Annotated in this window: 11 protein-coding genes and 2 pseudogenes; 5 read left to right on the forward strand and 8 right to left on the reverse strand. The window is 63.8% G+C overall.

Annotated features, from left to right (window positions below; translation table 11 throughout):
* Both Y708_RS31210 and galU read right to left on the reverse strand, forming a co-directional pair.
* A pseudogene (locus Y708_RS31210) lies at positions 1–153 on the reverse strand (RimJ/RimL family protein N-acetyltransferase); the annotation flags it as partial.
* 9 nt (positions 154–162) lie between these two features.
* Positions 163–1,065 (reverse strand): UTP--glucose-1-phosphate uridylyltransferase GalU, encoded by a 903-nt coding sequence (galU, locus tag Y708_RS0117475; protein ID WP_028280923.1) that lies wholly within the window; start codon positions 1,063–1,065, stop codon positions 163–165.
* A gap of 85 nt (positions 1,066–1,150) precedes the next feature.
* Between galU and Y708_RS25990 the strand changes: the two genes are divergently transcribed.
* Positions 1,151–1,780: a 5-formyltetrahydrofolate cyclo-ligase gene (locus tag Y708_RS25990; RefSeq protein ID WP_051479119.1), complete on the forward strand. Its 630-nt coding sequence runs from the start codon at positions 1,151–1,153 to the stop codon at positions 1,778–1,780.
* A 115-nt stretch (positions 1,781–1,895) separates the two neighbouring features.
* Positions 1,896–2,036 (forward strand): annotated as a pseudogene (locus Y708_RS31575) (FmdB family zinc ribbon protein); the annotation flags it as partial.
* 14 nt (positions 2,037–2,050) lie between these two features.
* Here the strand turns inward: Y708_RS31575 and Y708_RS31580 are convergent.
* Positions 2,051–2,323 (reverse strand): hypothetical protein, encoded by a 273-nt coding sequence (locus tag Y708_RS31580; protein ID WP_028280924.1) that lies wholly within the window; start codon positions 2,321–2,323, stop codon positions 2,051–2,053.
* A gap of 49 nt (positions 2,324–2,372) precedes the next feature.
* Between Y708_RS31580 and cpaB the strand changes: the two genes are divergently transcribed.
* Positions 2,373–3,041, forward strand: coding sequence for a Flp pilus assembly protein CpaB (gene cpaB / locus Y708_RS0117490; RefSeq protein WP_155853918.1), 669 nt, complete (start codon positions 2,373–2,375; stop codon positions 3,039–3,041).
* Between the two features lie 16 nt (positions 3,042–3,057).
* Here the strand turns inward: cpaB and Y708_RS0117495 are convergent, their stop codons facing one another.
* The 5 genes from Y708_RS0117495 to Y708_RS0117515 all read right to left on the reverse strand — a co-directional run bounded on the left by Y708_RS0117495 (position 3,058) and on the right by Y708_RS0117515 (position 10,491).
* Complete coding sequence (locus Y708_RS0117495; RefSeq protein WP_028280926.1) at positions 3,058–3,384, reverse strand: GYD domain-containing protein; 327 nt, start codon at positions 3,382–3,384, stop codon at positions 3,058–3,060.
* A gap of 109 nt (positions 3,385–3,493) precedes the next feature.
* Entirely contained in the window at positions 3,494–7,480 is a 3,987-nt protein-coding gene (locus tag Y708_RS0117500; RefSeq protein WP_081746945.1) for a DUF4011 domain-containing protein, read from the reverse strand.
* Between the two features lie 84 nt (positions 7,481–7,564).
* Positions 7,565–9,151 carry a glutamine-hydrolyzing GMP synthase gene (gene guaA, locus Y708_RS0117505; RefSeq protein ID WP_028280928.1) on the reverse strand — a complete coding sequence of 529 codons (1,587 nt, stop codon included), beginning with the start codon at positions 9,149–9,151 and terminating at the stop codon, positions 7,565–7,567.
* 51 nt (positions 9,152–9,202) lie between these two features.
* The gene (locus Y708_RS0117510) at positions 9,203–9,679 is read right to left on the reverse strand and encodes a DUF3817 domain-containing protein (RefSeq protein ID WP_028280929.1); all 477 of its coding nucleotides are present in this window, start codon (positions 9,677–9,679) and stop codon (positions 9,203–9,205) included.
* Positions 9,676–10,491, reverse strand: a complete 816-nt coding sequence (locus Y708_RS0117515; RefSeq protein WP_028280930.1) for an SURF1 family protein — start codon at positions 10,489–10,491, stop codon at positions 9,676–9,678. The genes Y708_RS0117510 and Y708_RS0117515 overlap by 4 nt, the downstream gene beginning before the upstream one ends.
* 129 nt (positions 10,492–10,620) lie before the next feature.
* On the opposite strand from Y708_RS0117515, the gene Y708_RS0117520 reads away from it, so the two are divergent.
* Entirely contained in the window at positions 10,621–12,342 is a 1,722-nt protein-coding gene (locus tag Y708_RS0117520; protein WP_028280931.1) for an ABC transporter transmembrane domain-containing protein, read from the forward strand.
* Positions 12,335–14,113: an ABC transporter ATP-binding protein gene (locus Y708_RS0117525; RefSeq protein ID WP_051479120.1), complete on the forward strand. Its 1,779-nt coding sequence runs from the start codon at positions 12,335–12,337 to the stop codon at positions 14,111–14,113. The genes Y708_RS0117520 and Y708_RS0117525 overlap by 8 nt, the downstream gene beginning before the upstream one ends.
* The last annotated feature ends 68 nt before the right edge of the window (positions 14,114–14,181 follow it).

Below are 14,181 nucleotides of genomic sequence, written 5' to 3' on the forward strand. Positions count from 1 at the left end.
GCCGGGCTCCGGGTTGGACGCCTCCCACGGTGCGAGCCACTCCGTGTTCCGTTTCCGCAGCGCCATCCACTCCCGTTTGTCCCGGTGGCGGATTGGACGGAGAGACAAATCATTGGACTCCAGGGTCACGGGCCAGGTAAATCGCCGCCACACAGTGGTCGGCTAGCCGTCGAGCGTGCTGGTGAAGCCCTTGAGCCACTCGCGGAGATCGGGCCCAAGGTCCTCCCGCTCGGAAGCGAGTGTCACTACGGCCTTGAGGTAGCTCAGTTTGTCGCCGGTGTCATAGCGGCGGCCCCGGAACACAACGCCATAGACACCGGCTCCTTCGCCGTCTGCCGCAGCAAGCGTCTGCAATGCATCGGTAAGCTGAATTTCACCGCCGCGTCCCGGCCCCGTGGTTTCAAGGACGTCAAAGATCCGGGGGTGAAGCACGTATCGCCCAATCACTGCAAGGTTGGAGGGCGCCTCGTCCACGGGAGGCTTCTCGACCAGTTTGTTGACCTGGACGTAATCCTCGCCATCTATCGCTGAGATGTCAGCGCAGCCGTAGGCACTGATCTGGGCGGGATCCACCTCGATAAGCGCAATGACCGAACCGCCGGTTTTGGCCTGGACTTCAATCATGGTCTCGAGCAGCACGTCGCGCTCATCGATAAGGTCATCACCCAGGAGAACGGCAAACGGTTCATCGCCGACATGCAGTTTGGCCCGAAGCACCGCGTGTCCAAGGCCCTTGGGATCACCCTGGCGGAGATAGTGGATGTCGCCCAGCTCTGAAGCTCCGCGCACGGCGGCCAGCTTGTCCAGGTCCCCTTTGGCTTCCAGCGTCTGCTCAATGAACGGCACCCGGTCAAAGTGATCTTCGAGAGAACGCTTGTTGCGGCCCGTGATCATCAGCATGTCATTGATGCCGGCGTTGACCGCTTCCTCGACCACATACTGAATGGCGGGCTTGTCTACAACTGGAAGCATCTCCTTGGGCATCGCCTTGGTGGCCGGCAGGAAACGTGTGCCGAGGCCCGCGGCGGGAATGACGGCCTTACTCACTCTTGGTCGCTCAGTCATGGGCTCCACACTACAGAACGCGCAACGCCTTCCGCGAAGTTGGCGCGGATGACCGCGTCTTATCCCCCGCGGTAGAGTCGGCCTCATGACGCGCTCCGGCAAACTCCTCGAAAAGGAAGACCTGCGCCGCACCCTCAGAACGGCCAGAACGGAACTCTCCGAAACCGGTCGGGAAGCTGCGGCAGCTGATCTGACCGGACAGGTGCTGCGGTATCTTGGTGCTTCGGACCGCCGCGAAAGAGTAGTGGCCGCCTACCTCTCGGCCGCGCCGGAGCCCGGCACCCACCGCCTGCTGGCTTCGTTGCATGGTGCCGGGTACAACGTCGTGGTTCCAATCTGCGAACCGCGTTACCAACTGTCCTGGTCACGCTGGTTGCCCGGGATTGACCTGGTGAAGAGTGTGCGGGCACCGCTGCTGGAGCCCGTTGGCGCCCGCCACACTTTCGGCGAACTGGACCCGTTCAGGCTTGTGCTGGTTCCCGGGCTCGCGATGGACGATGCCGGAAACCGGCTTGGCCAGGGCGGAGGCTACTATGACCGGTTCCTCGCGAAGTTGAGAACGGCACAGCCTGCGGCGCCAGCAATCGGATACCTCTACGAGCATGAAGTTGTGCCAGCCGGGACCTTTCAAAGCACTGAGCTGGATATGCCGTTGGAGGGCGCTTTTGTTCCTTCCGGTCTCCTTGCCGCAGCGCCCGGTCAGCCCATCCGGTGACCGGACGCAAAGATCATCTGCTGGACCATGTAGAATTAGCACTCTGATCCATTGAGTGCCAGAGCCAACTGAGCGCAACGGACTACCACCGAGGGTTTTTCCAGGAGGATTTCCTATGCCTACATACGCATACGCCTGCAAGGACTGCGATCACGCCTTTGATGCACGGCAGTCATTTTCCGACGACTCGCTGACTGTGTGTCCTGAGTGCACCGGCTCACTGCGCAAGAAATTCAACAGCGTTGGAGTGGTGTTCAAGGGACCGGGCTTCTACCGGACGGACTCCCGCGACACCAAGTCCTCCGTTGAACCGGGCAGCACCAAAACCAAGGAGAAGCCTGCCTCCCAGGATGGGGCAGCGAAACCGGCCGCCTCAGGGTCTGCGTCGTCCGGGTCAGGCTCGTCCGGGTCGGGCTCGTCGGGCTCGTCGGGTTCAGCGTCTTCCACGGCCGCACCGGCAGCCGCTGCTGCCAGCTGACGCTGGCCGTACTCCCACAAACACCTCTGCTCCACAGCCGCCGGTTCCGGGAGTCTTTTCCACATAGAGTCCGTCCCGCCTCCGTGGTGCAGCTACTCGGTCTAGCGTCGATGCATGAGTCGAATTCCTCGGGCAAAACGGCCCCCTGCGCAGATCTTCCGAAGCTTTGTCTTTCGGAAGCGCCGGTTGATTGCCGCAGCCCTCCTGTGCGCGGCGGCCGGCATCACCGTTGAGGCACTGTTGCCCGATGACCAGCACACTCAATCAGTGATCGTGGCTTCGGCAGACCTGCCAGCCGGCGCAGTTCTGGATCCCAGCCAACTCACCACCACAGAGCTTCCCGCTGACGCGGTCCCGCGTCATGCCTTCCGCGACATGGAGGGGTTGATAGGACAACAGCTCGCCACACCCCTCTACCGGGGCGACGTTGTGGCGGAAAACTTTCTTGTTGGGGCTGGACTGCTCGCCGGCGCACCGGAAGGCACCGTGGCCGTACCACTCCGCCCCGCTGATGAATCCACGGTGCAGTTGCTTTCACCCGGGTTGCTGGTGGACGTTGTGCTGAGCACGGGGAACGGCTATGAGGTATCGGCGCAGAACAGTGTGCTTGCCCGCGGCCTCCCGGTCTTGTGGACGGCCGCCGACTCCGGTGCGGGTCCCTGGCCAAACTCCGGCGGCCAGGAGGGGCTGGTGGTTGTTGCGGCAGACCCGGCCGATGCGGCGGCCCTTGCGGGTGCTTCGAGCACAGGGCAAGTCCATCTGGTGCTTACGGGAAAGGAATAGGGATCAGCCGGGATTATCAGCTGCCTGGAGGCCGGTACTTGATCTGTTCGGCTTTCCTTAGTGCTTCCATCGTTTCGTCCACGGTCAAAAGCACTGTCGTTTCCATTGAGCTCAATGCTCCGCCGCCGCTGATCGCCAACGCAACCGCGGCCATGGACACGTCGTCGGGAGCCTCCCAGATGTTATACCCGTCGTGAGTGCCAAAGGCATACCAAAAACCATGGAGCTTCCCACCGACCGATTCGATATATGTCTGCGCGGCCTTTCCGCGATCCTCGGGGTTGCTGATCAGCCTCGCCCAGGTCTCCGGTGTGTAGCTGAACTTCGACAAATAGAGCGGCATCGTCTTGTCCTTGGTTCGCTGTAGCAAGTGCGGATTCCCCAAGGATGACAGTCTGCGGTCAGGTTGGCAATGGTCGTCATTGCGGTCTCTGAGGCCGAACAGATTCGCCCTAGTCCCAGTGGGGCGGGCGCTGGTCCTTCAACCAGGTATCCCGGTCACCGTCCGACTCATTCCAGGATCGAGGATCGTCCTCGGCCGCACGCTTGGGGAGGACGTCCGCCTCCGGCGCTGCCTTCGCAGTGTCCCGCACTTTGTTGTCCCGTTCTGTCGTGTGAGCTGACTGTGGTTCCTTGACACGCCGGGCTGTGCCGGCACTCTTGCCGCCGGGCCCGCTGTCGGCGTCAAGCCCCAGGTAACCGCCGATCAGGTCTGCGCATCCCTCGGGGTCGGTAAACACTTCGATCGTCCACAAAGGCATGTACCGCCATCCCATGCGTTCAAGAAGCTGGGGGCGCAGTCTGCTGCGCTCACGAACGGTCATGGTTCTGTACCGTTCGGTGCCATCTGACTCGATGGCAATTGGCGCCACCGGCGTGTCCTCCGGATCGGCCGTTTCCATCGGCGCCGCAGACTCTGCGCGCTTGGCCACAATGTCCAGCACACCGTCAAAATGGTCAACCAGCGCAGCTCCACGTCCCCGAAGGCGTTCCACCAGGTCGGCCACCAGCGGGTCTGGATTACCTCCATCATTTGAGGAAACCGCTGGCTCGGTGTGAACAGACGGCGCACCAAGCTCCCGTTCCAACAGCTCGTAAAAGTCCAGTGCGCCGTATCCCAGGCGGTCCGGGTCCAGATCCTCCGGCCGGAAACAGGTCAGAACGTGCTGACGATACCTTGCACGCGTCATCGCGGTGACAAACCGGCCCCGCCCGTCGGAGGTGGAGAGCGGGCCGAAGTTGTGCAGTGCCCGCCCGTGCGGGGTTCGGCCAAATCCCAGCGAGAAAATGACGCAGTCGCGTGCGATGCCGGCTGCACGGTCCACGGGTATCACCCTGAACGACTCCCGGCCCGGTTTGAAGAAGTCCGAAGCCCAGGGCTGATTGGCCATCTGCAGCCGGATAGCCTCACCAACCCGGTGGGCATGGCGGGCACTGGCGGTCACCACGGCAAGTGAATAACTGGGACGGTTGCGGATGTGTTCGAATACGAGGTCCACCACGCGGTTGACCTCCACCGCGACGCTCTCCACGCCATCGTGATCCGAGCTGGGCATACCCGTTCCGTCCGGAAGGTACTCAACCACAAGCGACCGTCCAGTTCCGGTGACCTCGGCACCCTGGGGAAGCCTGGAGAGCTGCCCATCATAGAACCGGTCGCTGAGGAACCCGGTGAGCGCCTTGTCGATGCCCCGGTAAACAACGCGGAGACTCAGCGAAGGCAGTACGGAAGCCAGTGCCGTGTAGGCACTGGGGAGGTGCTCCGCTGCGGTCCTCGGGGTTTCGGATTCTTCCACCGCTACGGTGAAGCTCCGGGGTCCGCCCAGACGATCGTCGCCGAATGCGATGACCTGGCGGGACCGGGCAAGCGCAGGCACAACAGATTGCAGGGAAATGGAGTCGGCATCAAGCACAATGACGGCGTCGAAGGTTTGATCGGGAGGCAGCACCAGCGGAAGGACCAGCGGACTTGCCGCCCAGACGGGCATCAGCGCTGTTGCCAGTTCATTGGCCTGGGAACTCAGTGTTGCCAAGTCCATTCCGTCGTCGCGGAGCAGCGCCCGCAGTTGGTCGGCTTCCGCAGGCATGGTCTCAAGGGCCGCCCGCCACCGCTTGGACAGAGCCCAGCGAAGGCGTCCAGCCCCGGAAGCGACGTGCGCGTTGTCTGCCAGCCGGTACTCCGCTTCGAGCTTCCTGAGGCTCGCGCCGTCGGCCATTGCCAGGTAATCGTCGCCACTGATCATTGCTTCAAGCGCAGATTGCCACCACGCAAGCTCCAGCTCCGCACCCACCTGGCGCGCGCTCACTTCGCGTTCCGCAAGATCATCCAACAACTCGCCCAGGCCGTGCTCACGCATCTCGTCAACCAGCAGAGTGCGTTCAGGGAGCGTGGCCAGCGTCTGTTTGTCCCCGGCCAGCGAAGCGAGCGTATCCTCCAGCACGTCCAGTGGCACGGAGGCGAGTTCAGGCTTCCCGGGAGTGGCCGCCAGGACCTTGGCCAGTTCCCTGAGCTGCCGCTGCACCTGCCGGTGAAAAATATTGATCTCGGCCAGACCGGTGGGCACCGACGGGTGCCGTTCAGTGGTGGCATACCGGGTCCACAGGGTGCGCTGCTGCTGCACCTCCACCAGCGATTCATGCAGGTCGGCGATGTGCACACCCGGCCGCACATACTCCTTGGCCACCCGGCGCAGCCGGGAACGCGTCATCGAACTCATCTCAATGGCACGCTCGCGGCGCCACGTCGAGGAAGCGGTTGCCGAGATCAGGTCCGTGACCGGACGGTCAAAAATGTCCGGCGTGAACTTATCAAGGCTGGCACGCACGGAAACCAGCAGATCAAGCTGCTCTCCCCATTCGTCAAAGGTGCCGCCCAGGGTGATCTGTGAGTGGTCCGCCACTTTCCGCACCTTGTCCCGCAGCAGCGGGATATCCCGGGCGAGGTCAACGGCGAGCCCGTGCGCCCGCTCGGTGTCCTTGCGGTTGAGCAGTTTGGCACCATACCAGGGGCTGTGTGTTGCCACCTTGCTGAAGCTGCCGAGTTCCGCAGCCCGCCGAAGCCGCCCGGTGAGTTCTGCGCGGTCCGGGATACTGTCCATCACGCTGCGTTTGAGGCGCACGGTGGTGGCCGGCGCGGGTTGGAGCGATGTCAGTTCGGCAAGGGACTGCATGGCCTGATAGGGCGAGCAGCCCCAACGTGTGCGCACATTATGCAGGGACCGCACATGATCCAGTAGCTTGTGCCGGTGGGCAACGAGGGTCTCGTGCAGGGTGGCCAGCTGCGGTTGGACGGCTTTCTCGTTACGGACAATCGCGCGGATCAGCTGGTCCTTGAGCTGCTGTCCGCCCAGATTGGTGTTGAGTTGAAGGACCAGCGAGCCCAGGTTAAGCGAGTCGAGCTCCTGGACAAACTGGTTCAGCGTCCCCCGTCTTTCCGCCACCACGAGAACGCTTTTGCCCTGCTCGGCGAGCGCAGCGGCGGCGTTCAACGCCGTTTGCGTCTGACCCGTACCGGGAGGGGATGAGACCACCACGGAACCGCCCGCCGCCACCGCGTCGAGGACCCGCTGTTGAGGAGCGTCAGCATCAAGGATGAGGAACTCGGAGTCCGGGTGCCTCTCATCCACGGGAAGACCCCGGGCGGGCGGCTCTACCTCCGCCGATATGTCAATGCCTTCCCGTGCGGCCTGCATGAGGGATGCAAGCAACGGGTGATCCGGCTTGGCGGCGGGATCCGCGGCGATATCGGCGAGGTCGGCGAAGGTCGACACGAGAATGTGGTGCTCCACGTTCATCCCCCGAACGCTGTCCGTGAGCAGCCGGAGCCTGTCCAAAACAGGATGCGGATCAAACCGTGCAGTGCTGTAAGCCAGCCGCGCCACAGCTGCGGCATCCATGGTGATGCCGTGATTACTGCGCAGATGCCGGACCAGGGCAGGGTTCATTCGGGCATGTTCGGTGAGTTGGAGCTCATAGTCGTCCTGCGACGCGTGCACAGTGAGCGAGACTGCCGTGAGCAGCACGGGCGCTGTCAGCGACTCTGTCCTGCCGTCGTCGTGCACGCTGCGCCACCCGGCGGTGCCTGCCGCAAGGTAACCCACATCGATCCCGCGCTCGGTGCTGAGCTCGTGCGTCTTTGCGCGCAGCCGGCGGGCGGCCTTCATTGCCGCGCCGTACTGCTCGTTATCCCGCAGCAGCGTGGAGAGCCTGGTTTTGCGGCCGGCAAGGAGCTGCGCCAGCCCGGACGGGTGCGCATGCGTCAGATCGATGCTGTTGGACGGTGACGGCGTGAAGTGCAGGAGTGTATCTGTTCCCGCGTGCGGGCCCAGCTGCTTCAGCCATGGCACAAGGAAGTCCTCGGCGGAGTCCCCGGCATCCTGCACTGGCACGGCTATCCTCTTCCCTGCATCCTCACGAACTGATCTTGACCAGATTGGCATGTCTTCCAAGCTAGCCGACAAGGCGCCCGACCTGTCGCAAGCAACGCGGCCCGTCCCCAAAAACCCGCACCGGTCATGCCGGGCCTACTCCCATTCGATGGTTCCAGGCGGCTTGCTGGTGACGTCGAGAACCACCCGGTTGACGCCGTCCACCTCATTGGTGATCCGGTTGGATATCCGCGCAAGAAGATTGTAGGGCAGACGGGACCAGTCCGCCGTCATGGCATCCTCGCTCGATACCGGGCGAAGCACGATGGGATGGCCATAAGTGCGGCCATCGCCCTGGACCCCCACGCTGCGCACATCAGCCAAGAGCACCACGGGCATCTGCCACACTTCATTATCCAGGCCGGCGGCGGTCAGTTCCGCTCGGGCGATTGCATCCGCCCTGCGCAGCAGGTCAAGCCGTTCCTGATTCACCGAGCCGACAATCCTGATGCCGAGCCCCGGTCCGGGGAACGGCTGGCGTCCAACAATCTCGGCGGGCAGGCCCAACTGCGCTCCCACTGCCCGCACCTCATCCTTGAACAGTGTGCGCAGCGGCTCCACCAGCTCAAACTGCAGGTCCTCGGGAAGGCCACCGACATTGTGGTGGCTCTTGATGTTGGCAGCACCCTCTCCCCCGCCGGATTCAACGACGTCGGGATACAGGGTTCCCTGCACGAGGAACCGGATCTTCTCCCCGTGGGCTTCGGCGTCGGCGATGATCGCCCGTTCTGCTTCTTCGAAGGCGCGGATGAACTCACGGCCAATGATCTTACGTTTGGTCTCGGGATCCTCCACTCCTTCCAGCGCCTTGAGGAACCGCTCCTGCTCATTGGCTACGTAGAGGTTCACACCAGTGGCTGCTACGAAGTCCCGCTCCACCTGCTCGGCCTCGCCTTCGCGGAGCAGCCCATGGTCAACGAACACACAGGTCAGCTGGTCTCCCACCGCGCGCTGCACCAGCGCCGCGGCCACTGCAGAGTCCACCCCGCCGGAGAGTCCGCAGATCACCCGCGCATCGCCAACCTGGGCACGGATTCGCTCCACCTGCTCCTCGACGATATTTCCCGTGGTCCAGTTGGGGCTCAGCCCGGCGCCATTGAAGAGGAAGTTTTCCAATACCCGCTGGCCATACGCCGAGTGTTTCACTTCCGGGTGCCATTGGACGCCGTACAAACGCTTCCCATCATGGGCGAAGGCGGCAACCGGGGCGCCAGCGGTACTCGCGAGCACCTCGAAGCCCTCCGGGGCCGCCTGCACCGAGTCGCCGTGGCTCATCCAGGCGTTCTGGTGATCGGGCGTGCCTTCGAGGATGGAGCGTGACCCTTCGGAGGCGCTCACATCGGTGGAACCGTACTCCCGCAGCCCGGTTTTGGCGACCGTGCCCCCCAGTGCCGACGCCATGGCCTGGAATCCGTAGCAGATACCGAAAACCGGCACGCCGGCGTCGAACAATGCCGGATCAACCCGCGGGGCGCCCTCCGCGTAAACGCTGGATGGCCCACCGGAAAGGATGATGGCCACCGGGTTCCTGGCCATCATCTGATCAGTGGCCATGGTGTGCGGAACAACTTCGGAGTAGACGTCCGCCTCACGGACACGGCGGGCAATCAGCTGCGCGTACTGGGCGCCGAAATCGACAACGAGGACGGGCTGATGTTCGGTGCTGGAAACGGGGTTAGTCACCCGTCAACAATAGTGGCAGCGGAGTGTGTCCGCACCTTGAGTCACGGTGGCCTAGTAACGAGGCGCAGCTTCGGGGTGTGCCGCCAGCTCGGCCTCGGCCCGGCGGTGGATCCGCCTCTCCACGATGAACGAGAGCAGCGGCACCACCCCACCGAGGGCGATGATGATGAATTGGCTGAACGGCCAACGCATCAGCTGCCACAGCCGGAAATCGGCAATGAGGTACACCACGTAGAGCCAGCCGTGCACAATGAGCACCGCCGTAGACAGATTCAGTCCGGTGGTGTTGTCCACGTATTTGCTCACGAAGGAAATGGGGCCGCCCTCGCCGCCGGCAATGATGTGGGACTGGAACCCGTAGGAAGCCACCATCTCCACCACCACCAGAAGCAGCATGACACCCGTGACATAGGCCAAAACCTTGTAGAACCCCAGCGCCGACCGGATCTGTGCGTGGGTTCCGCCGAAACGGCGCTTTTTGGGCTTACTGGTCTTGCCGGTTTCCGCTGTTCGTGCCGGATCTGTCACGGTCTCACCTCGGTTGATTCCTGTGTGGTTGTTTGGTGCGTCGGAATCGGGTGTTCCGGTTCGTCGTCGTCCTCTTGGTCCTCCTGCGTGCGCCGGTAATCGTCGGCCACCAGCCGCCACCAGAGGAAGAATGCGAAGCCGGCAAAGACCACCCATTCGGCTGCATAGAAGATGTTGAGCCAGTTGATCGGGGTCTCCTGCGGCTGCGGACCGACACTGACCGCCTCAAGCGGCGCCTGCGGCTCAAGCACAGCGCCGGCCACAGTGGTTTCGAAGGAGACCACAAAGCCGGCGTAGGAAGGCACGTCCCACAGATTGGTCAGCTCGGCGACCGAAAGGGTGGGCACCTGGCCCGGCACCGGACGCTGTGCCACCGGCGCTTCGGTGGGCAGGAGGCGGCCCATCACGACGGCGGCGCCCTCCGCCGGCGGTACATCCGCCGCTGCTGCGGCGTCGGGAATCCAGCCATGCACCACCGGAATAACCGTCTCCGTGTTGTCAACCTCGAAGGCCGAAACCACCCACAGGCCATCCAGGTCACCCTGCAGCCGGGTCTGGACCAGCACACGGGTGTCCTCGACAAACGAACCTTCCATGCGGACAAGCTGGTCAGCGACTGCCGGCGTCATCGCAATGCCCGGTTCAAAGGTACTGGTGAGTGGCTGGACCTGTTCGGTGGAAGCTGTTGAGGGAGGCGGTGCGTCCCTCGAACTGGAAAACTGCCACTGGCTCAGGAGCACAAAGACCGCCGCGATCACCAGCGCGAGGATCAGCGCAAGGATCCAGCGGGGTTTGAGGGCGGTTTTCAACACCCCTTAACGGTACTTCGTGCGGTGTTACTACAGCGAATGGAACGGCTTTGACGAGATCTGCATCACATTTGGAAAAGTGATTGGGATATCCCTATCACTTGGGGTGGATTGAGACTAAGATTGATCTTCGTGCGCTCGTACCCATACCCCGATCCCGGAGCTCCCCGGCTCACCTCTCCTGCCGGTTATCTCCTCTGGCTCGCGTCCAAGCAGAAGGCAACGCTGGCCGCTGCCGTGGTGCTCGAATCTGCGCTGATGGTTGCGCAGGCCCTGGTCCCGTTTGTACTGGGAAAAGCCATTGATGACGGCGTGATTGCCGGGGACTTCAACGCCCTCCTCATGTGGGTTGGCCTTCTGGTCCTCCTGACCGTTGCGCAGGCGTTCGCCGGCATGCTGGGTCACCGCGCAGCAATCAGCAATTGGATGCAGGCCGCCTTCAAATCCATTCGCCTGGTTGGATACCGCATCACCCAGACGGGTGATGCGCTGCCGAAAAAGCTCTCCACCGGAGAAGTTGTTTCAACAGCTGCATCCGATGCCACCCGGCTGGGTGAAATCTTCTACATCGCGGCCCGGCTGGCCGGCGCCATAGTGGCCTGGCTGGTGGTCTGCGCACTCATTGCCCAAAGCTCCCCGACCCTGGGGATCGTAGTGCTGGCAGGGGTTCCGGCCTGCTGCGGCCTGTTGCTCTTCGTTGTGCGGCCGCTGCAGACCCGCCAGCGCGCCCAGCGCGAGGACTCCGGCAAAATGACCGCTGTTGGAGCGGACACGGTGGCCGGCCTGCGCGTGCTGCGCGGTATCGGCGGCGAGCACATTTTCGTGAACCGCTACCGCGAACGCTCGGCGAAGACCCGTGACTCCGGAATCCGGGTGGCCTATTCACTGGCCACTCTGGAGGCCTCGCAGGTGTTCATCGCCGGCGCCTTCAGCGTGGTGTTCACCTGGGTGGGTGCAACCCTGGTGCTGAACGGCGAGATTAACCCGGGCCAGCTGGTGGCGCTGTTTGGCTACTCCATTTTCCTGATGACGCCCATCCGCACGGCGGCGGACGGGGTGTCCCACTTCATCCGGGCACACGTCGGTGCACGGAAGATCATCAACGTGCTGACCATCGGGGCCAACGTCTCCGACAATGGTGCGGCAACGCCGGCGCCCGCCACATCCTCCCCGCTGGTCGATTCAGCGAGTTCCGTGGTGGTGAGGCCGGAGCGGATCACCGCGCTGGTCTCGGCCGACCCGGGTGCCACCGCAGAACTTGCCACCCGCCTTGGACGATTCGAAGACGAGCTGCTGGAACGTGCCGAGATCCGCTGGGGTGACGCGTCCCTGCGGGATGTTCCGCTTGCAGACATCCGCAGCCGCATTGTTGTGAGCGAGGCCAGCCCGCAACTATTCACCGGTTCCCTGCGCTCCCAGCTGGATCCACACAGCAGGCACGACGACGCCGCGATCCTCCGCGCCCTCGAGGCCTGCAGCGCGCTGGACATCCTGGACGGCGTGGAGAACGGGCTCGATCACGAGGTCACCGAACGGGGCCGCGGATTCTCCGGCGGCCAGCGGCAGCGGCTGGTTCTCGCCAGGGCGCTGCTCACGGAAGCGGAAACCCTGGTGCTGATCGAACCGACCAGCGCGGTGGACGCCCACACCGAGTCGCGCATTGCCGCGCGGCTGGCCGGTGCCCGTGGCGGCGGAGGCCGCACCACCGTCGTCGTCACCGCCAGCCCGCTGATGCTGGGCGTCATGGACCACGTGGTCTTCCTCGAGGACGGACGCCTGAGCGCCGAGGGAACGCACCAGGACCTACTAGCAAGTCAACCTGCCTACCGAAACGTGGTGATCCGCAGTGAGTGAGACGTCAGTGGAAGCGAACAAGAGCACGTTTGTCTCCGGCAAGCTGCCCGTGGCCGGGCCGCGGGAAGTGCGGACCGAAGCAACCCGTCTGATCAAGCAGCACCGCGGCGGGCTGACCCGGGTGGTTGCCCTGTATGTCGGCTCGGCAGCTGCGGGGCTGGTTGGTCCGTTTATCCTGGGCCGGGTGGTGGACGCCGTGATTGCCGGAACCACCTCCGGGTTCATCGCAGCCATGTCCCTGCTGATGCTGGGATTCCTGGTGATCCAGGCGGTCCTGCGCAGGTTCGCCGTGCGCGCCGGCATGGTCTTCGGCGAGACGGTTTTCGCTGAACTGCGCGAAGACTTCATGGAACAGCTAACTTCACTTCCGTTGTCCACCGTGGAGAAGGCGGGCACCGGTGACCTCGTATCACGCACCACCAACGACGTCGATTCCGTCTCCCACACGGTGCGCTTCGGCGTGCCGCAGGTGGTGGTCTCGATTGTCACGATCATCATCACGCTTGCCGCTGCAGTCCTCACCTCACCCCTGCTGTCCATCGCCCTGCTGGTTGGGCTGCCGCTGCTGTATCCGGTGACCCGTTGGTATCTGAAGCGCAGCTCGGCCGGCTACATGGCCGAACGGGAGAGCTATGCCGGAGTGAACGGCTCCATCACGGAAACCATTGAGGGCGCCCGCACGGTGGATGCACTCAACCTCGGCGGGCTGCGCCGGAAGCGCATCGACGATTCACTGACGGTCAGCTTCAAGGCGGAGCGCTACACCCTGTGGCTGCGCTCTGTGTTGTTCCCCGCAGCCGACACGGCGTTCTGGCTGCCAGTTGCAGGTGTGCTGCTGTGGGGCGGCTGGCTGGCCTCCATTGACGCAGTGACGCCCGGGATTGTTGCGACGGTAGCGCTGTTTGCGGTACGGCTGATTGATCCGGTGGATCTGCTGATCATGTGGACCGATGAAATCCAGGTGGGCGCTGCATCGCTGGCCCGGATTGTGGGCATCAAGGACGTTCCACCCGACAGGCAGGCCACCGATGCCAAACCGGTCAACGAGGACATCCTGATCTCCGGTGCACGCTATGCGTACCGGCCGGGCCACGATGTGCTGCACGGCGTTGACCTGACACTGCGTCACGGCGAGCGGCTGGCCATGGTGGGCCCGTCGGGCGCTGGAAAGTCGACGCTCGGACGCTTGATCGCCGGGATTCATCCCCCCACCGGGGGCTCGGTTACTGTGGGCGGCGTTCCGCTCGTGGATCTTCCGCTGGAGGATCTGCGGCGTGAGGTTGCGCTGGTCACCCAGGAGCACCATGTGTTTGTGGGTTCGCTGGCCGACAACGTGCGGCTGGGCAAGGCGGATGCGTCGGACGGTGAGATTGAAAAGGCACTGGACGACGTCGGCGCTCTTGCCTGGGCGAGCGCGCTGCCTGAGGGCGTGGACACGGACGTGGGGTCAGGTGCGCACGAGCTGACGCCTGCACAGGCGCAGGAGGTTGCGCTCGCACGCCTGATTCTCGCGGATCCACACACCCTGGTGCTGGACGAGGCCACCTCGCTCATCGACCCGCAGGCGGCCCGCGACCTTGAGCGGTCCCTCAACGCGGTGCTGGAAGGGCGCACCGTCGTCGCCATTGCACACCGGCTGCACACGGCGCACGACGCCGACCGGGTGGCAGTGGTGGAGGACGGCAACATCACGGAACTCGGCTCGCATGATGAACTGCTGGCACTGGGTGGCTCGTATGCCGCGCTGTGGGATTCCTGGCGGACGGAGTAGCTGGTCCGGGTTCGTTCGGTTCCCGTCGTCGGCGGGGCCTGTCCTTGGCCTGCGGTCTATAGCGGGCT

The sequence above is a fragment of the Arthrobacter sp. H5 genome (genome assembly GCF_000520595.1).
GTDB lineage: Bacteria > Actinomycetota > Actinomycetes > Actinomycetales > Micrococcaceae > Arthrobacter_D.